The organism is Pseudomonas vanderleydeniana, assembly GCF_014268755.2.
GTDB lineage: Bacteria > Pseudomonadota > Gammaproteobacteria > Pseudomonadales > Pseudomonadaceae > Aquipseudomonas > Aquipseudomonas vanderleydeniana.
Window position 1 is genome coordinate 6,562,207 of the sequence record NZ_CP077093.1, and the last position, 19,002, is coordinate 6,581,208.

The 19,002-nt window shown below is 63.7% G+C and carries 19 protein-coding genes; 4 read left to right on the forward strand and 15 right to left on the reverse strand.

Annotated features, from left to right (window positions below):
- Nucleotides 1-45: 45 nt before the first annotated feature.
- On the forward strand, nt 46-384 hold the full coding sequence (locus HU752_RS29565; protein WP_186685306.1) for a histidine triad nucleotide-binding protein: 339 nt from the start codon (nt 46-48) through the stop codon (nt 382-384).
- A gap of 168 nt (nt 385-552) precedes the next feature.
- A complete protein-coding gene (gene coq7, locus HU752_RS29570) occupies nt 553-1,200 on the forward strand; it encodes a 2-polyprenyl-3-methyl-6-methoxy-1,4-benzoquinone monooxygenase (protein ID WP_186685308.1) in 648 nt (215 codons plus the stop codon).
- A 125-nt stretch (nt 1,201-1,325) separates the two neighbouring features.
- Here the strand turns inward: coq7 and HU752_RS29575 are convergent, their stop codons facing one another.
- Entirely contained in the window at nt 1,326-1,748 is a 423-nt protein-coding gene (locus HU752_RS29575) for an OsmC family protein (RefSeq protein ID WP_017902860.1), read from the reverse strand.
- Nucleotides 1,749-1,953: 205 nt separating this feature from the next.
- Between HU752_RS29575 and crp the strand changes: the two genes are divergently transcribed.
- On the forward strand, nt 1,954-2,604 hold the full coding sequence (gene crp, locus HU752_RS29580) for a cAMP-activated global transcriptional regulator CRP (RefSeq protein WP_186685316.1): 651 nt from the start codon (nt 1,954-1,956) through the stop codon (nt 2,602-2,604).
- Here the strand turns inward: crp and HU752_RS29585 are convergent.
- The 13 genes from HU752_RS29585 to HU752_RS29645 all read right to left on the reverse strand — a co-directional run bounded on the left by HU752_RS29585 (nt 2,601) and on the right by HU752_RS29645 (nt 17,084).
- Complete coding sequence (locus tag HU752_RS29585; RefSeq protein WP_186685318.1) at nt 2,601-3,302, reverse strand: lipoate--protein ligase family protein; 702 nt, start codon at nt 3,300-3,302, stop codon at nt 2,601-2,603. The two genes, crp and HU752_RS29585, sit on opposite strands and share 4 nt — an antisense overlap.
- Nucleotides 3,303-3,368: 66 nt before the next feature.
- Nucleotides 3,369-4,208, reverse strand: a complete 840-nt coding sequence (gene trpC, locus HU752_RS29590) for an indole-3-glycerol phosphate synthase TrpC (protein ID WP_186685320.1) — start codon at nt 4,206-4,208, stop codon at nt 3,369-3,371.
- Nucleotides 4,205-5,254, reverse strand: coding sequence for an anthranilate phosphoribosyltransferase (trpD, locus tag HU752_RS29595; protein ID WP_186685322.1), 1,050 nt, complete (start codon nt 5,252-5,254; stop codon nt 4,205-4,207). The genes trpC and trpD overlap by 4 nt, the downstream gene beginning before the upstream one ends.
- A gap of 9 nt (nt 5,255-5,263) precedes the next feature.
- Nucleotides 5,264-5,857, reverse strand: coding sequence for an aminodeoxychorismate/anthranilate synthase component II (locus HU752_RS29600; RefSeq protein WP_186685324.1), 594 nt, complete (start codon nt 5,855-5,857; stop codon nt 5,264-5,266).
- Nucleotides 5,858-5,870: 13 nt separating this feature from the next.
- Entirely contained in the window at nt 5,871-7,358 is a 1,488-nt protein-coding gene (trpE, locus tag HU752_RS29605; protein WP_186685326.1) for an anthranilate synthase component I, read from the reverse strand.
- Between the two features lie 71 nt (nt 7,359-7,429).
- The gene (locus tag HU752_RS29610) at nt 7,430-8,248 is read right to left on the reverse strand and encodes a phosphoglycolate phosphatase (protein WP_186685328.1); all 819 of its coding nucleotides are present in this window, start codon (nt 8,246-8,248) and stop codon (nt 7,430-7,432) included.
- A complete protein-coding gene (rpe, locus tag HU752_RS29615; protein ID WP_186685330.1) occupies nt 8,245-8,919 on the reverse strand; it encodes a ribulose-phosphate 3-epimerase in 675 nt (224 codons plus the stop codon). The genes HU752_RS29610 and rpe overlap by 4 nt, the downstream gene beginning before the upstream one ends.
- 321 nt (nt 8,920-9,240) lie before the next feature.
- Nucleotides 9,241-10,065: an ABC transporter permease gene (locus tag HU752_RS29620; protein WP_017902869.1), complete on the reverse strand. Its 825-nt coding sequence runs from the start codon at nt 10,063-10,065 to the stop codon at nt 9,241-9,243.
- Between the two features lie 13 nt (nt 10,066-10,078).
- A complete protein-coding gene (locus HU752_RS29625) occupies nt 10,079-11,326 on the reverse strand; it encodes an ABC transporter permease (RefSeq protein WP_186685332.1) in 1,248 nt (415 codons plus the stop codon).
- Nucleotides 11,327-11,538: 212 nt separating this feature from the next.
- Nucleotides 11,539-12,582 (reverse strand): ABC transporter substrate-binding protein, encoded by a 1,044-nt coding sequence (locus HU752_RS29630; protein WP_186685334.1) that lies wholly within the window; start codon nt 12,580-12,582, stop codon nt 11,539-11,541.
- A gap of 70 nt (nt 12,583-12,652) precedes the next feature.
- Nucleotides 12,653-13,777, reverse strand: a complete 1,125-nt coding sequence (locus HU752_RS29635; RefSeq protein ID WP_186685336.1) for an ABC transporter ATP-binding protein — start codon at nt 13,775-13,777, stop codon at nt 12,653-12,655.
- 245 nt (nt 13,778-14,022) lie between these two features.
- Nucleotides 14,023-14,652 carry a response regulator gene (locus HU752_RS29640; protein WP_186685338.1) on the reverse strand — a complete coding sequence of 210 codons (630 nt, stop codon included), beginning with the start codon at nt 14,650-14,652 and terminating at the stop codon, nt 14,023-14,025.
- A 26-nt stretch (nt 14,653-14,678) separates the two neighbouring features.
- Nucleotides 14,679-17,084, reverse strand: coding sequence for a PAS domain-containing sensor histidine kinase (locus tag HU752_RS29645; protein WP_186685339.1), 2,406 nt, complete (start codon nt 17,082-17,084; stop codon nt 14,679-14,681).
- Between the two features lie 64 nt (nt 17,085-17,148).
- Between HU752_RS29645 and HU752_RS29650 the strand changes: the two genes are divergently transcribed.
- Nucleotides 17,149-18,144 carry an alpha/beta hydrolase family protein gene (locus HU752_RS29650; protein WP_186685341.1) on the forward strand — a complete coding sequence of 332 codons (996 nt, stop codon included), beginning with the start codon at nt 17,149-17,151 and terminating at the stop codon, nt 18,142-18,144.
- A gap of 90 nt (nt 18,145-18,234) precedes the next feature.
- On the opposite strand, the gene HU752_RS29655 is transcribed toward HU752_RS29650, so the two are convergent.
- Entirely contained in the window at nt 18,235-19,002 is a 768-nt protein-coding gene (locus HU752_RS29655) for a TerB family tellurite resistance protein (protein WP_186685343.1), read from the reverse strand.

Genomic DNA, 19,002 nt, shown 5'->3' on the forward strand with positions numbered 1-19,002 from the left:
TGCAGACAGACTCCGGCCCGTCCTCACTCAAATGGAGAAACCGTTGTGGATACTCTGTTCACCAAGATCATCAACCGGGAAATCCCCGCGAAGATCATCTACGAAGACGACCAGGTCCTGGCGTTCCACGATATTGCCCCGCAGGCACCGGTGCACTTCCTGGTCATCCCGAAGAAGCCGATTGCAACCCTCAATGACCTGACCGAAGGCGACAAGGCACTGGCTGGCCATATCCTCTTCACCGCCCAGCGCCTGGCGCTGGAGCTGGGTTGCGAGGAAGGCTTTCGCGTGGTGATGAACTGCAACGAGAAAGGTGGCCAGACGGTCTACCACATCCACATGCATGTGCTGGGTCAGCGCCAGATGAACTGGCCTCCGGGCTGATCGACTCTCGTTCGAGCCGGCTTGTCGACCGGGTCGCGGCACTTCGCCACACCGACAAGCCCGGCAGACACCTGCCGGCGCCACCTGCTCTTCCTGCCGATGACCCAGCTCAAACCTTCCGCGGCGGATTGGGGTAAACTGCAGGCCGAGATTCCTCCGGAGGTCAGCATGACTACCCAACGTCACTACTCGCCGATTGACCGCCTGCTGCTGCAAGCCGATGCCGCGATGCGCACCTTGCTCCCCTTCAGCGGCCAGCCGTACCGCCCGTCGCCGGCCATCGTCCAACCCGAAGCGCAGATGAGCGAGGAAGATACCCGCCACGTCGCCGGCCTGATGCGTATCAACCATACCGGTGAAGTCTGTGCCCAGGCGCTGTACCAGGGCCAGGCCCTGACCGCCAAGCTGCCCCACGTGCGTGAGGCCATGGAGCATGCGGCCGAGGAAGAGATCGACCACCTGGCCTGGTGTGAACAGCGTATCCGCCAACTGGGCAGCAGCCCGAGCGTGCTGAATCCGTTGTTCTATGGTTTGTCCTTCGGTATCGGCGCCGTCGCCGGGCTGATCAGCGACAAGGTCAGCCTCGGCTTCGTCGCCGCGACCGAAGACCAGGTCTGCAAGCATCTGAATGAGCACCTTGAACAACTGCCGGCCGAAGATGAAAAATCCCGGGCGATTCTCGAACAGATGCGCATCGACGAGGAGCACCATGCCGAGTCGGCACTCGACGCCGGCGGTTTCCGCTTCCCGGCGCCGGTAAAGTTCGGCATGAGCATGCTGGCCAAGGTCATGACCAAGAGCACTTACCGCATCTGAACCGACAGGTCACCGCCCCCGCTATCTTGCAGGAGCGTGGCTTGCCCGCGAATGGGCGCTTGAATTAGCCAAGAGCTTCGCGGGCAAGCCCTGCTCCTACAAACAGCGAGGGCCCGCCTGACGCATCAGCCCAGCTCGACGATCTCGTAGTCATGGCTGATGGCAACACCGGCGGCGCCGAGCATGATCGAGGCCGAGCAGTACTTCTCGGCCGACAACTCGATGGCGCGCTTGACCTGCGACTCCTTCAGGCCGCGGCCCTTGACCACGAAATGCAGGTGGATCTTGGTGAACACCTTCGGATCTTCGCTGGCACGCTCGGCCTCGAGGAACGCCTCGCAGCTTTCGACCGGCTGGCGCGCCTTCTTCAGGATGCTGACCACATCGAAGTTGCTGCAGCCACCCAGGCCCAACAGCACCATTTCCATGGGGCGCACACCCAGGTTGCGGCCACCGCTTTCGGGCGGGCCGTCCATCACCACCACATGCCCGCTACCCGACTCTCCGAGGAACATGGCTTCGCCAGCCCATTGGATGCGTGCCTTCATCGCCAAGACTCCACTGATAAAAAAGGGTCGCCAGCTTAGCACAGCACCACATGGCCCCAGGCGACGACCGGTTGGTCGGCCTGTTAAATTCCACCATCTCCACGCAGTACGTCTGTTAAGCTGACGCCAAATCGCTGGCGTTATGCCAGCTTTTTGGCTACGACTAAAAAAAAACCAAACCGTGCAGTCTTTCCAGGATACAAACATGGGTGCTCTGGCTTCCGCTTCCGCCTCCAAGATCAAGAACCTCGACAAACTGTTGATGCATTGCCAGCGCCGTCGCTACCAGGCCAAGAGCAACATCATCTGTGCCGGCGATCGTTCGCAAACCCTGTTCTTCATCGTCAAGGGATCGGTCACCATCCTGATCGAAGACGACGACGGCCGGGAAATGATCATCGCCTACCTCAACGCCGGGGATTTCTTCGGTGAGTTGGGACTGTTCGAGCAGGCCGGTGTCGAGCAGGAACGCAGCGCCTGGGTTCGCGCCAAGGTCGAATGCGAGGTGGCGGAGATCAGCTACGCCAAGTTCCGCGAACTGGCCCAGCAGGACCCGGACATCCTCTACGCCCTCAGCGGGCAGATGGCCCAACGCCTGCGCAACACCACCCGCAAGGTCGGCGACCTGGCCTTCTTCGACGTGACCGGACGTGTGGCCCGCTGCCTGCTGGACCTGTGCAAGCAGCCAGACGCCATGACCCACCCGGACGGCATGCAGATCAAGATCACCCGTCAGGAAATCGGCCGCATCGTCGGCTGCTCACGGGAAATGGTCGGTCGCGTGCTCAAGGACCTCGAGGAACAGAACCTCGTGCACGTCAAGGGCAAGACCATGGTGGTCTTCGGCACCCGCTAGGCGTCGAGCAAGCCTGCCAGCAGTTGCTGGTAAGAACCGGCCAACCGCTCAAGGAATAGCGGGGCCGGATAGACCTCATGCAGCGCGACATGGCTCGCGGCCCGCACCCGCTGCTCCAGGCCACACGCCTGGTAGAACTGATTGACCGCTGTCACCATCGATTCGCGCTCGTCGTCGATCAGCATCGCACCATGCACCAGCCCCACCGGTCGCGTCCCCCCCCGACTCTGCCGCCAGCGTTGAGCCGTACCGACCAGTTTGCGCCCATTGAGATTGACGTTGTACCGCCCGTCGCAGAACGCCCCCTCGATTTCCCCAAGGGAAGCGACGCCCCCCAGCTCATCCAGCGCCTCACAGATCGGTTGGCACAGGCGCAGATAGCCGGTTTCGATACGGTTCTGATCACCCTCGCTGCGCGGCGGCGCATAGACCAGGGCAATGTTCACCGTCGACGATGACTGTGGCACCGGCTCCCCGCCGGTTTCCCGCAGCAGCACGGGCCAGCCACTGGCCGCCAGGGCGTCACAGGCCGCCTCGAAACCGGGCAAGCGGTTCAACCGTCTCGGCATGACCAGCGCCCGATCACTGGGCTGCCAGAACAGCAGCCCCCAGTCCCGATCACCGGCACAGACTTCAGCCAGCAGATCCTGTTCGGCGCGCAGGCCGGCTTCGACGGTAAGGGCAACAGGCAGGGTCATGGCAAAAAGATCCATTTAGTCAGGCCATGAAAAAGCCGGCAATGCCGGCTTGTTCGAACAACAGGTTCAGTCGAGAGTGGAACCGGTGATCACCGGCGCGCCACGCTCCGGGAAGAACAGCCGCTGCAGCTCGTCACCCGGGTTCTGCGCACGCATGAACGCTTCGCCGACCAGGAACGAGTACACCTGGCTGATTTCCATCAGTTCGACATCGGCCCGGTTGAGGATACCGCTCTCGGTGATCACCAGACGGTCGCGCGGCACCATCGGCAACAGGTCGAGGGTGGTTTCCAGGCTGACGTCGAAGGTGTGCAGGTTACGGTTGTTGATACCGATCAGCGGGGTATCCAGGTGCTTCAGTGCCCGCTCCAGCTCGGCGGCGTCATGGGACTCCACCAGCACATCGAGCCCGACATCCTTGGCCACCGAGGCCAGCTCGGCCATCTGGCCGTCTTCCAATGCGGCAACGATCAGCAGGATACAGTCGGCGCCCATGGCCCGGGCCTCGACGATCTGGTACGGGTCGACCATGAAATCCTTGCGGATCACCGGCAGCTTGCAGGCCGCGCGGGCCTGCTGCAGGTAAAGGTCCGCGCCCTGGAAATAATCCACGTCGGTCAGCACCGACAGGCAGGTTGCCCCGCCCTTCTCGTAGCTGCTGGCGATTTCCGCCGGAATGAAGTTCTCGCGAATCACGCCCTTGCTCGGCGAAGCCTTCTTGATTTCGGCGATGACCGCCGGCTGCTTGCGCTTGGCCTGTTCGAGCAGTGCCTGGGCAAAACCGCGCGGCGCATCGGCGGCGCGAGCCCTGTTCTCCAGCTCGGCCAGGCTCACGCGCGCGCTGCGCTCGGCCACTTCCTCGGCCTTGCGGGCGAGAATCTTCTCCAGAACGGTTGGCACACTCATGCTTCATTCTCCTGCTTGAACACGGCGGTGAACGCGCCCAGTTCCTCGAGTTTTTCCCGGGCAAGGCCGGTGTGCAAGGCGTCATGGGCCAAAGCGACACCTTCCTTGAGGCTGGTGGCGATGTCGGCGGCATACAGCGCGGCGCCGGCGTTGAGCACGATCATTTCCGCAGCCTTCTGGCCGTTCTCGGTCTTGCGGCGTCCCAGCGCGTCGCGGATCAGCTCCAGCGAAGCCGCGGGGCTGTCCACCACCAGACCGAACAGACTCTGGCTCTTTATACCCAAGTCTTCGGGCTGAACCCAATACTCCGTTATTTCACCATTTTTCAACTCGGCGACGTAGGTCGGCGCGGCCAGGCTGAACTCGTCCAGGCCATCCTGGGAGTGCACCACCAGCACATGCTTGCTGCCCAGGCGGTGCAGGACTTCCGCCAACGGCCGGCAGAGTGCCTGGGTGAACACCCCCACCACCTGGTGTTTCACGCCAGCCGGATTCGTAAGCGGGCCAAGCATGTTGAACAGGGTGCGCAGGCCAAGGTCGCGGCGCGGGCCGGCCGCGTACTTCATCGCCCGGTGGTGAGTCTGGGCGAACATGAAGCCGATGCCGACGTTGTCGATGCAGCGGGCCACCTGGACCGGCGTCAGGTTCAGGTAGACACCGGCCGACTCCAGCAGGTCGGCACTGCCGCTCTTGCCCGACACCGCACGGTTGCCATGCTTGGCCACCGTGCCGCCGGCCGCGGCGACGACGAAGGCCGATGCGGTGGACACGTTGAAGATATTGGCGCCGTCGCCACCGGTCCCGACCACGTCGACCACGCCATCGAGGCTCTGCAGTTCGACCTTGTCGGCCAACTCGCGCATGACCGAAACCGCGCCGACGATTTCGTCGATGCTTTCGCTCTTCATGCGCATGGCCATCATGAAGGCGCCGATCTGCGCCTCGGTGCACTGCCCGGTCATGATTTCACGCATGACATCGCGCATTTCCTCGGTGCTCAGATCCAGGTGGCCGACGATACGGCTCAGGGCTGTCTTGATATCCATGAAAACTCCTTAGCGCACGCCGCCGGTCTGTTTGAGGAAGTTGGCGAACAGCTCGTGGCCCTGCTCGGAGAGAATCGACTCGGGGTGGAACTGCACCCCCTCGATGTTCAGTGTCTTGTGGCGCAGGCCCATGATCTCGTCGACCGAACCGTCTTCCAGCTGGGTCCAGGCGGTCAGCTCCAGGCACTCGGGCAGGGTTTCGCGCTTGACGATCAGCGAGTGGTAGCGGGTGACGGTCAGGGGCAGGTTCAAGCCCTCGAATACCCCCTTGCCTTCGTGGAACAGCGGGCTGGTCTTGCCGTGCATCACCTGGCGCGCACGCACCACGTCGCCGCCGAAGGCCTGGCCGATGGACTGGTGGCCCAGGCAGACCCCGAGAATCGGCAGCTTGCCGGCGAAGTGCCTGATGGCTTCCAGGGAAATGCCCGCCTCGGTCGGCGTGCAGGGGCCCGGCGAGACAACGATGCGCTCGGGCTTGAGCGCTTCGATTTCGGCCACGGTCAGTTCGTCGTTGCGCACGACCTTGACGTCCGCGCCCAGCTCACCGAGGTATTGCACGACGTTGTAGGTAAACGAGTCGTAGTTATCGATCATCAGCAACATGACAAAGGGTTCCTCAGGCGTCGGACGCGTGGGTTTGTTCAGCAAGGGCAACCGCACGGAACATCGCGCGACGCTTGTTCAGCGTTTCTTCCCATTCCAGCGCCGGCACCGAGTCGGCGACGATGCCGCCACCGGCCTGCACATGCAGCTCGCCGTCCTTGATCACCGCGGTACGAATGGCAATCGCGGTATCCATGTTGCCGTTCCAGGCGTAGTAGCCGACCGCGCCGCCATAGACACCACGCTTGACCGGCTCCAGCTCGTCGATGATTTCCATCGCGCGAATCTTCGGGGCGCCGGACAACGTACCCGCCGGCAGGATCGCCCGCAGTGCGTCCATGGACGTCAGGCCGCTCTTGAGCTGGCCGGTGACGTTGGAAACGATGTGCATCACGTTGGAATAACGCTCGATCACCATCTTCTCGGTGAGCTTGACCGAACCGATCTCGGAAACCCGGCCGGTATCATTGCGGCCCAGGTCGATCAGCATCAGGTGCTCGGCGATCTCCTTGTCATCCGACAGCAGATCCTCTTCCAGCGCCCGGTCGGCCTCCTCGGTGGCACCGCGCGGGCGGGTACCGGCAATCGGGCGGACGGTGATCAGGTTGTCCTCGACCCGCACCAGCACTTCCGGCGAACTGCCGACCACGTGGAAATCGCCGAAGTTGAAGAAATACATGTACGGCGTCGGGTTGAAGCAGCGCAGCGCCCGGTACAGGTCGATGGGGGCAGCCTTGAAGTCGATGGACATGCGCTGCGAGGGCACCACCTGCATGCAGTCACCGGCCAGGATATATTCCTTGATGGTATCGACCGCCCGCTCGTAGTCACCCTGGGTGAAACTGGAGCGAAACACCGGGTCGGCCGCCGGCGGGCGATCCAGCTCCAGCCCACGTCGCGGGGTGATCGGCTGGCGCAGTTGCTCCAGCAACTGTTGCAGGCGCGCCTGGCCCTGCTCGTAGGCATTCTCCTGCGTCGGGTCGGCAAGGACGATGGCGTGCATCTTGCCGGCCAGGTTGTCGAACACCACCACGGCGTCGGAGACCATCAGCAGGATATCCGGTACACCCAGCGGATCCGGGTTCGGGCACTTGCCCAGGCGCTTCTCCACGTAGCGGACGCAGTCATAGCCGAAGTAGCCCACCAGGCCGCCGTTGAAACGCGGCAAGCCAGCGATGGTCGGGACGTTGTAGCGCGCCTTGAACTCTTCGACGAAGGCCAGCGGGTCTTCGGCTTCGCAGCTTTCGATCTCGACACCGTCGTGGCTCACCCGGATCTGATGGTCATGCACACGCAGGACGGTGCGGCATGGCAGGCCGATGATCGAATAACGACCCCATTTCTCACCGCCCTGCACCGATTCGAGCAGGTAGGAGTTGGGTTGGTCGGCCAGTTTCAGGTAGATCGACAGCGGGGTGTCGAAGTCGGCCAGGGTTTCGCAGGCAAGCGGGATACGGTTGTAGCCGGCAGCGGCCAAACGCAGGAATTCTTCGCGGGTCATCATGTGCCTCGTGGCGTGAGGTTCAAACGGTCAGGTATGCAAACGCGCCGCACGGAGCGGCCAGATAAATGTCAGGCGCGCCAACGCCAACGGGCCAAGGCCTTGATGACTTTCATCCAGAGTTTGCGAGTGACCACCACGATGGCGTTTCCAGGAGGGGATTGAGTACAGTCCGCCGACATTAGCTCAGCGCCGCCCTCCAGGCAACCGGGAATCAGTGCGCGCAGGTCGTCGATGACCAGCGCCGGTTGTTCTTCGGCGATCGGCCGGCCATGGTTGTAACCATAACTGAGGGCCACGCAGGCCACGCCAGCGGCCCGGGCAGCCTGCACATCGCTGCGCGAATCGCCCACGAACAGGCTCTGCGACGCCGGGATACCGGCCATTTTCATGACGTGGAACAGAGCGGCCGGATCCGGCTTGCGTTGCGGCAGGGTGTCGCCGCCGATGATCCAGCGGAAGAACCGCCCCAGTTTCATCTCGTCGAGCAGCGGGGCAACGAAACGCTCGGGCTTGTTGGTGATCAGGGCCATTTCCACGCCCTGCTTCTGCATCCAGCCCAGGGCTTCGCGTACGCCCGGGTAGACGGTGGTCCGTTCATGGCCACCCTCGTAGGCCTCCATGAACAGCTCCAGGCCCTGCTCGGCTTCGCTGTCGCCCACCGCCGAGTGATCGAGGCCGCCAGCCAGCGCACGGCGCACCAGCACCGGAGCACCGTTGCCCACCCATTCGCGTACGGCCCCCAGGCCGGCAGCAGGCCGCCCGAGCGCGAGCAGCATCTTGTCGACGGCAGCGGCCAGGTCTGGCACCGAGTCGACCAGGGTCCCATCCAGGTCGAACATCACCAGCTTGGGCAGCCCTCCCGCAAAGAGCTGCTCGAAGGCACTCATGATCGAGCCAACGCCAGTTCGGCACGCATCTTCTGGATCACCTCGCGGTAGTCCGGAGCATTGAAGATCGCCGAGCCGGCGACGAACGTGTCGGCACCTGCCGCCGCGATTTCACGAATGTTGTTCACGTTCACGCCACCGTCGATTTCCAGGCGGATATCGCGACCGGACGCATCGATCAGCGCACGGGCCTCACGCAGCTTGTCGAGGGTGCCGGGGATGAACTTCTGCCCGCCAAAACCCGGGTTGACGCTCATCAGCAGGACCATGTCGACCTTGTCCATGACGTACTTGAGCACATCCAGCGGAGTCGCCGGGTTGAACACCAGGCCGGCCTTGCAACCGCCATCGCGGATCAGTTGCAGGGAGCGATCGACGTGCAGGGTGGCTTCCGGGTGGAAGGTGATGTAGGTCGCACCGGCCTCGATGAAGTCGCCGATGATGCGATCCACCGGGCTGACCATCAGGTGCGCATCGATCGGCGCAGTGATGCCGTACTTGCGCAGCGCAGCGCACACCATCGGGCCGATGGTCAGGTTGGGAACATAGTGGTTGTCCATGACATCGAAGTGCACGATATCGGCGCCAGCGGCGAGAACGTTGTCCACTTCCTCACCCAGGCGGGCGAAATCGGCGGAAAGAATCGACGGAGCAATAGCGAAGGGCTGCATGACGCACCTTATTGAACAGAATCACGGTGGCGCGCATTGTATACCTCATGTTTCGCCCAGCGCACCGTGACCGCGATAATTGGCCGCACATACAGCAGGCTTAAGCCTACGACTTTGGTCACCTCCGCGATATTACAGGCCCCTGTAGGAGCCGGCTTGCTGGCGATCCACCGAAGGCGGCCATCCGATACATCAATGGCGTCCGTGCGGCCGCTATCGCCAGCAAGCGGAGCGCCGCTCGGCCGGCTCCCACATTGACCGCGCCTGGCTCGGAAGGCCGCGAACCCTGTAGGAGCGTGGCTTGCCCGCCAATAGCCGCCTTCAGGCCTGGGTGGTGCGCAGTTTCTCGCTGCGCCCACGCAGCCATTCCAGGGTCAGCAGCAGGATCACCGAGAAGGCGATCAGCAAGGTCGCGGCAGCGGCGATGGTCGGGCTGAGGTTTTCACGGATGCCGCTGAACATCTGCCGTGGCAATGTTGCCTGCTCCGGGCCGGCGAGGAACAGCGTCACCACCACTTCATCGAACGAGGTGGCGAAAGCGAACAGCGCCCCGGAAATCACCCCCGGTGCAATCAGCGGCAGGGTCACCCGGCGGAACGTCGTCAGTGGCGAAGCTCCCAGGCTGGCGGCGGCGCGCACCAGATTGTGGTTGAAACCCTGCAAGGTCGCCGAGACGGTGATGATCACGAAGGGGACGCCAAGCACGGCATGCACCACGATCAGCGACGAGAAGCTGTTGCCCAGCCCCAGCGGCGCGAAGAACAGGTAGCTGGCCACGCCGATGATCACCACCGGCACCACCATCGGTGAAATCACCAAGGCCATCACCAGCGGCTTGCCGGGGAAGTTGCCGCGGGTCAGGCCGATGGCCGCCAGGGTACCGAACACCATCGCCAGCGCCGTTGCCGCCGGGGCAACGATGATGCTGTTCTTCAGGGCCCGCATCCACTCGGCGGAGGCGAAGAAGTCCTGGTACCAGTGCAGCGAGAAGCCTTGCAGCGGATAGACCAGGAAGCTGCCGGCATTGAACGACAGCGGCACGATCACCAGTACCGGCAGGACCAGGAACAACAGGATCAACCCGCACAGGATGCGCAAGCTGTAGAACCAGACCCGCTCGACGGGCGACATGTACGGACTGAGCATTTCGATTCTCTCCTTAACCCAGGCTCAGGCGGCTAGCGCCCACCAGCCGGCTGTAGATCAGGTACAGCAGTACGGTCGCCAGCAGCAGCAGGCCGCCCAGCGCCGTCGCCATGCCCCAGTTGATGCTGGTGTTGGTGTAGAAGGCGACGAAATAGCTGACCATCTGGTCGTTCGGGCTGCCCAGCAGCGCGGGGGTGATGTAGTAACCGATCGCCAGGATGAACACCAGCAGACAACCGGCACCGACACCGGCGTAGGTCTGCGGGAAGTAGACCCGCCAGAAGCTGGTGAACGGATGGCAGCCGAGGGAAATCGCGGCCCGCATGTAGGTCGGCGAGATGCCCTTCATCACGCTGTAGATCGGCAGGATCATGAACGGCAGCAGGATGTGCACCATGGAGATGTAGACCCCGGTGCGGTTGAACACCAGCTCCAGCGGCTTGTCGATCACGCCCATGGCCATCAGCGCACTGTTGATCAGGCCGCCCGACTGCAGCAGCACGATCCACGCCGCGACCCGTACCAGGATCGAGGTCCAGAATGGCAGCAGCACCAGGATCATCAGCAGGTTGCTCTTGCGCGCCGGCAGGTTCGCCAGCAGGTAGGCCAGCGGATAGGCCAGGAGCAGGCAGATCGCGGTGATCACCAGGCCCATCCAGAACGTACGGGCGAAGATGTCGAGGTAGATGGCCTGGTCAGGGGTGGCCGGGGCCAGTTCGCCGAGGTCGTCGATGCGGTGATCGACGGCCGCCAGCAGGTAATAGGGGGTGACACTACTGGTATTGCGCCGGATCGCCTGCCAGTACGCCGGATCGCCCCAGCGTTCGTCGAGGGCTTCCAGGGCTTCCTTGTAGGACGTCGGCTCAGCCTTGAACGGCAGCGAGCGGGCAGTCTTGGTCAACAGGCTGCGATAGCCGGCCAGCTCCATGTTCAGGCGCTTGGACAGGTCGCCCAGATTCTGGTTCTTGCGGGCTTCGCCCAGCTCTTCACCCAGGGCCTTGTAGGCTGCCTCACCGGGCAAGCCCTTGCCATCCCAGGCCGACACGGCCGCCACGGTGCGCGGCAGGGCGCTGATCACCTCAGGGTTGCCGACGCTCTTGTAGAGCAGCGCGACGATAGGGACCAGGAACACCAGCAGCAGGAACAGCACCAGCGGTGCGATCAAGGCCTGGGCCTTCCAGCGGTTGACCCGCTCGGCACGCGCCAGGCGCTGCTTCAGGGTGGGACTGGTCCCCTCGTTCAGAGGAACGGTGATGGCCATGACGAACTCCGGAAATCTTTGATCAATCGAGAATGCAGCGACACATCGGTGGCGAGGGGGCTTGCCCCCGTTCGGCTGCACAGCAGCCGTAAAACCATGCAATGCGGTGTACCTGATACACCACAGGCACCGGTTTCAGGGCCGCTTCGCGCCCCAACGGGGGCAAGCCCCCTCGCCACCCCGCTCACGCCTGCAAGAGGACGAGTCGGGGGTTACTTGGCAGCCCAGGCGTTGAAGCGCTGCTCCAGTTGCTCGCCGTTGTCAGCCCAGAAGCTGACGTCGATCTGCACCTGGTTGGCGATGTTTTCCGGAGTGGTCGGCATATCCTTGAGGATGTCCTTGGCCAGCAACGGTACCGCCTGGGTGTTGGCCGGGCCGTAGGCGATGTTTTCCGAGTAGGTCTTCTGCTGCTGTGGCATGACCGAGAAGGCGATGAACTTCTTCGCCACGTCGGCACGTGCCTTGTCCAGGCCCTTCGGAATGGCCCAGGCATCGAAGTCGTAGATGCCGCCGTTCCAGACCACCTTCAGGTTGCTTTCCTTCTGTACCGCGGCGATGCGACCGTTGTAGGCCGAGCTCATCACCACGTCACCCGAGGCAAGGTATTGCGGTGGCTGGGCACCGGCTTCCCACCACTGGATGTAAGGCTTGAGCTCGTCGAGTTTCTTGAACGCGCGATCCTGGCCATCCTTGCCGGCCAGTACCTTGTAGACGTCCTTCGGCGCAACGCCGTCGGCCATCAGGGCGAATTCCAGGGTGTACTTGGCGCCCTTGCGCAGGCCGCGCTTGCCCGGGAATTTCTTGGTGTCCCAGAAATCGGCCCAGCTGGTGGGGGCGGACTTGAGCTTGTCGGCGTTGTAGGCCAGCACCGTCGACCAGACGAAGAAGCCCACGCCGCAAGGCTGGATGGCGCCCTTGACGTAGTCTTCGGTCTTGCCGAACAGGGCCGGGTCCAGTTGTTCGAACATGTCTTCGTCACAGCCGCGCGACAGCTCCGGCGACTCGACTTCCACCAGGTCCCAGGACACGCTCTTGGTGTCGACCATGACCTTGACCTTGGCCATTTCACCGTTGTACTCGCCGGCGACGATCTTGCCGTTGCCCGCCTGTGCTTCCCAAGGGGCGTAGAACGCCTTGACCTGGGCCGCCTTGTTCGCGCCACCAAAGGACACCACGGTCAGGTCGGTCGCCGCCATGGCATTTGCCGCGCACATCAGCCCTACTGCGAGGGCACTGAATTTCAGGGATTTGAGCATTTATTCTTCTCTCCACGAGTGCAGGTTGGTGAAGCACGGGGCGATGGGTTCGCCTCTTGGGGTACAGCGATCAGCTGGCGTCGAGCACCGGGTCCAGCGCGCGAACGTGCTCGACCTGCCAGCCAAGGGGAACGACATCACCGACCGCCAGCGCCGGATCGAGCTCGGCGATGGGCTGTTTCACGAAGAAGTCGGTTTTGCCGCAAACCTCCAGGCGCACGCGAACGTGGTCGCCCAGGTAGATGAATTCGGCCACGCGGCCGGAGAAACGATTGGCGCAGGACTCACTGGAACCGTTGAGGCTGATGCGCTCGGGACGGATCGACAGGGTCACCGGCTCGCCGGTCTTGCCGACATTCACCGCCAGAGCCTCGACCTTCTCGCCGCGGCCCAGTTCGACCACGCAGCGATCGCCACTGTGGCTGTGCAGGCGTCCGCTGAGGCGATTGTTCTCGCCGATGAAGTTGGCGACGAAGGTGTTGCGTGGCTCTTCATAAAGCGTGCGCGGTGGCGCGATCTGCTGGATCTCGCCCTGGTGGAACACCGCCACCCGGTCGGACATGGTCAGGGCTTCGCCCTGATCGTGGGTCACGTAGACCACGGTCACGCCGAGGCGTTGGTGCAGGTGCTTGATCTCCATCTGCATGTGTTCACGCAGTTGCTTGTCCAGCGCGCCCAGCGGCTCGTCCATCAGCACCAGCTGCGGTTCGAACACCAGCGCCCGGGCCAGGGCCACCCGCTGCTGCTGGCCACCGGACAGTTGCGCCGGGTAGCGTTGGGCGAACTTGTCGAGCTGGACCATGCCCAGCACACGCTTGACCCGCTCGCTGATGTCGGTCTTGCTCAAGCCGCGCACGCTCAGCGGGAACGCCAGGTTCTCGGCCACGGTCATGTGCGGGAACAGCGCATAGTTCTGGAACACCATGCCGATATCGCGCTTGTGCGGCGGCACGTTGTTGATGGAGCGTCCAGCCAGCTGGATCTCGCCAGCGGTCGGCGTTTCGAACCCGGCCAGCATCATCAGGCTGGTGGTCTTGCCGGAACCGGAAGGCCCGAGCAAGGTAAGGAATTCGCCCTTGCGAATGTCCAGGTTGAGGTCCTTGACGATCAGGTTCTCGCCATCGTAGCTCTTCTGCACACCACGAAAGCTGACCAGGATGTCCTTGGCCCCAGCGCTTGAATCAACCTCGCTCATACCCACACCTTTTTGTTTTGACTGCCGTGGACTAAGCCTAGTGAAGGCTGCACACAGCGCAAATCGGGGGGTGTGAGAGATTGTCCTCAGCAGTCTGGAAGAGTTGTTGTAGGGATCGCCCTACAAGGATGACGCAATTGGATAAGCCGAGAAGCACTTTGCCATGACCGCCCGCATAACAGCGTCAGCCAACCGCCTGCCGCTGTCGCTAATGGATATGCCGGCGCTTTTCCGGCGGGCCCGCGTCAGAGCAACTTGTGCTCCATGGCGTACTTCACCAGCTCGGCCAGGGAGGTGATGTTGAGCTTCTGCATCAGCCTGGCCTTGTGGGTGCTGATGGTCTTGCTGCTCAGCGCCAGTTGCTGGGCGATATCGTTCACGTTGGCCCCCTGGGCCAGGCGCTCGAATACCGAGAATTCGCGTTCCGAGAGCAGCGCGTGCAGTGGCCGCGAGTCGGTCAGGCCGACCTCGAAGACCATCCGGTCGGCCAGCTCCGGGTCGATGTAGCGCCCGCCCGCCGCCACCTTGCGAATGGCGGTCAGCAGCAGGGATGGATCGCTGTCCTTGGTCGCATAACCGGCAGCGCCGATCTTGAGGGCCCGAGCGGCCATCTGCGCCTCGTCGTGCATCGACAGCACGAGAATGGCCGGCGGGTCGCTCAACGCGCGGATCCGCGGAATGGCCTCCAGGCCGTTGACGCCGGGCATCGAGATATCCAGCAGGACCACCTCGCAGGGCGTGTGCCGCAAGGCCTCCATCAGTTGCTCGCCATTGCTCGCCTCCCCCGCCACCTGCAGGTCCTTGGCCAGGCCGATCAATTGCTTGATGCCCTCGCGGACGATGGTGTGGTCTTCGGCTACCAGTACGCGGATCACGTTCTACTCCTGCTCGGTCAAAAGGCTCACATGGCCTGCGGCGGGTCCAACGGTACACGAACACTCAGGGTCGTGCCCTCGCCAACGCTGCTTTCCAGCGACAGGCTGCCGCCCAGCATCAGCACCCGCTCACGCATGCCGACCAGGCCGAACGAGGTCGGCCGGCCGCTGGACGCGGCGAAACCCACGCCATCATCGCTGATGGTCAGGCACAGGTCCTGCCCGTCGATCGCCAGCGTCAGTTCCACAGTATGCGCCTGGGCATGGCGCATGACATTGGTCAGCGCCTCCTGAAGAATCCGAAACAGCCCGGTGGCCTTGGCATCGCTGAGCGCCGGCAGGTTTTCCGGAACCTGCACCAGGCACGGGATCTGCGTACGGGCCTCGAAACGCCGGGCCTGCCACTCGATGGCCGAAGCGATGCCGGCATCGAGAATCGGTGGACGCAAGGCGGTCGCGACATCGCGCACCAACTGGAACAGCTGCGCGATCAGCTTTTTCATGCTGTTCAGGCGCTCGTTCAGCCCTGGGTCGAGCTGCGCATAGGCCAACTCGCACATGGAGGTCTCCAGCTTGAGCACCGTCAGCATCTGTCCCAGCTCATCATGGACTTCCCGGGCGATACGGGCCTTTTCCTCTTCGCGGACGCTTTCCAGGTGCGCCGACAGCTCGCGCAGCTGCTCCCGCGAGCTGGCCAGCTCCAGCTCGATACGCTTGCTTTCGGTAATGTCCCAGACGATACCGTCCCAGACCATCGTGCCATCGGCCAGGCGGCGGGTGATGGCCTTGATCTCGGCCCAGCGCTGCCGGCCGTCGCGGGTCATGATCCGCCCCTGCCATGCCCAGTCGCTGTCGGAATCGATCGCCAGGTCCTGGACGCGGTGATAGTCGGCGCGATCATCCGGATGGACCACGCTGCGCAGGCCGATCTCCTGCCGCCGCAGGGTCGCGGGCGCATGACCAACCAGGCTCTCGCTGCCCTCGCTGATATACGGGAAATACAGTTCGCCGGTCTGCGGCACCCGTTCCAGGCGGAACACCAGGCCCGGAACGTTGGCCGCGATCCCCTTGAGCCGGGCCTCGCTCTCCTGGAGCGCGGCCAGGGCCCGGCGTCGCTCGGTGACATCGTTGAGATAGACCACCAGGTACTCGCCATCGCGAAAGCGCAGGAAGCTGAGGGACACGTCGGCCGGCAGGATGCTGCCATCGGCTCGCCGGCATTGGGTCTCGAAGCTCTGCGGCGCCTCGTCGCTGGCCCGCGCGCGCTTCCACAGGTTCAGCCAGCGGTCCATGTGCAGGTTCGGTTCGAAGTCGATCAATGGCCGATCGAACAACGCACCCGGTGGATAGCCGAGCATCTCCTCGGCCGCCCGGTTGGCATAACGCACGTGGCTGTCCCAGTTGACCCAGAGAATACCCACAGTGCTCTGGTCAATGGAAAACTGGGTCAGGCGCAACGCCTCCTCGCTGGCTTCGCGCCGCGCCAGGTCCTCGCGGGCGGCGAGCAGGGCCTGTTCCAGGCTGCGCTGCTGGCGGCGCAACCAGAACACGATCGCCAGGCCGGCCAGGAACATCACGACCAGCAGCAGGCACAGGTTCTGCCAGAAGCCCGGTGACGCCGACAGGCGCGGATACTTGGGCTGCAGCCAGCGCAGATGAAGTTGGTCGAGGTCCCGGGCGGGAATCGCATGCAACGCCTTCTCGACGATCCCGGCCAGCTCCGGCCAGTCGCGTCGACTCGCCACCCGCAACAGTTGCGGCAAGCCGATATCACCGACCACCGCCAGGCCGGCAAACTCCTCCTCGCCGGACAGGCGACTGAGCTGTGCCTCATCGACCACCGCATAGCGGGCCTGCTGGCTCAACAATAGTTGCAAGGCCTGACGCTCAGCCGGCACGCCCTGCAGGTTGAGGTTGCTGTAGGTGCTGCGCAGGTAATCGGCGATGGCGCTGGGCATGCGCACGGCGACCCGGGTCTGGCTGTCGAGTTTTTCCAGCTCGACCGCGCCCGCACCATTACGCTCGCCGACCACCAGTTGCGGCACCCGCATGTACGGGTCGGAGAACAACCACAGGCGCAGGCCCGCCGGCGTCTGGGTCAACCCTGGTGCCATGTCGACCTCATCCTCCTCCAGCGCCTTCTCCAGTTGCGCCTGGTCGGGGAAATTACGCCAGGTCAACTCGACGTTCATCGCCTTGGCCAGCCACTGCATCAGCTCGACATTGGCCCCGGACAAACGCTGCAGGCGTCGGTCGTATTGCGCATAAGGCGCCTGCAGCACCAGGCCGACCCGCAGCTCGCGGTGTTCGTCGAGCCAGCGATGCTGCTCGCTGGAGAGTGGCAGGCCAGGCACCGGCGCAGCCCAGGCCATCAAGGGAAGACACAGCCAGCCGATAACCCAAAGACAGCAAAAACGCATGATTCGACTCATCCACACTGACAAATACTGACCAACCCATTAGGCTGCCAGGATTACCTCTGGCCTGGAAAATCCGATGCCCCTTGTCTACCGCTCGGCACTGCCTGCGCTGTGCCTGTCGATGATCCTACCGCTCGCCACACCGGTCCTGGCGGCAGACCCGGCACCTGCACCGGCGAAAGAAGCCGCAGCCGAAAAACCGGCCGAACGCCAGTCTCTCCCCGAACGCAGCCAGGAAGACGCCACCGCCCTGGAGCGGCAGTTGCCGCAACAGGAGCAACAACAGCTGCAGGCGGCCGGCGACACGTTCCTGGCCTTGTGGAAACCGGCCAACACGCCAACCCCCAATGGCGCAGTGATCATAATCCCTGGCGCCGGCGAAACCGCTGACTGGCCTCAAGCTATTGCCCCGCTGCGCAACAAATTGCCGGATGCCCGCTGGAGCAGCCTGAGTCTGACACTCCCGGACCTGCAAAGCGACGCCTCCCAGCCACGGGTGGCTGACGCCCCCAAACCGGCGGAACCGGCGACATCGAGCAACAGCAAGGACGCCAGCACCACCAGCAAGCCGATCGAACAGGCGGCCAGCGCGGAAACCGACACTCCCGACCAGGCCCCGGCCGCCACCGCCGAGGACCCGCTCAAGGGCGACGCCGAGCGGATTTTCGCCCGCCTCGACGCCGCGATTGCCTACGCACAACAACAGAATGCGCGCAGTATCGTGCTACTCGGCCATGGCACCGGCGCCTACTGGGCAACCCGCTATCTGGTCGAGAAAGCCTCGCCACAAGTGCAGAAGCTGGTGCTGGTGGCCGCGCAAACGCCGGTCAGCGCCAAGACCGACCTGGCACAGTTGACGCCCGAGCTGAAACTGGCCACGGCCGACTTCTTCTATCAGGACAAGACGCTGGATCGCAAAGCCGCCCTGTTGCGCCTGCAAGCCAGCAAACGGCAAAAGACCTCCAACTACACTCAGGTCGGGCTGAAAGCGATGCCGGGCAACCCGGGCCAGGAGCAGCTTGCTCGCCGGGTCCGCGGCTACCTGAACCCTCAGGACCAGGACAGCCAGTAACATCTGCGCAGGGGCGCCAACCCACTTGGAAGACGCCACGGGGCTGCCGGAAGCCTCGTGGCCAGCCCCTATCCCCGAAGCCTTTTCAGCTCAGCGAAAATCCCGCCGTTCACGGACCAGCGCGTAGGCCTGGTGCAACTCGCGAGTCTTCTCGGTCGCGTCCTGCACCTGGGCCGGCGTGGCACCGCTCCCCGCCACCTTGTCCGGATGATGGCGACTCAACAGGCGTCGGTAGGCCCGCTTGATCTGGGACGGTTCACTGGTAGCGGTCACCCCGAGGACCCGCAGGGCCTCCTGATAGCTGCCAGCGCTACTCATCAATGGCTTGCGGCTTGGCTCATAGTCGCCCGCCAGGGCCAGGACCTGCTGCGTCGTCCAGCCCAGCCACTTGCCCCAGAGCAGAATCAGCTCGCGCTCCTCCCGTCCGGTCCGGCCATCGGCCCAGACCATTCGCCAGCAGGCCCGCAACACCCCTTCGGCCGCATGGGGCTGGGCCTTGAGATGACGCAGGTAGCCACGCAGGCTGTCCTCCCCCGACTTGCCACGATTGAAGGCGGCAATCGCTCGACGCTGGGCCGCTTCGCCCATGTCCAGTTGACGCATTTCCTGACGCGCCTGCTGGATGTGCCCGTCGACCACGCGCCCATCGCTCTTGGCCAGGCGGCCGAGCAACACGAACAACAGCTCGTCATTGCGCAGCGCCGGCTTGCCCCCCAGGCGCTCACGCAAGTGTGCCCAGCTGTGCAACTGCAGGCGCCGGTCCAGCGCCTGCCCCAGCAATGCGCCCAACATGGCCCCCGGGATGCTGGCAATGGCAAAGCCCGCCCCGGCTCCAATCAGAGTCCCTGGCCACAACAT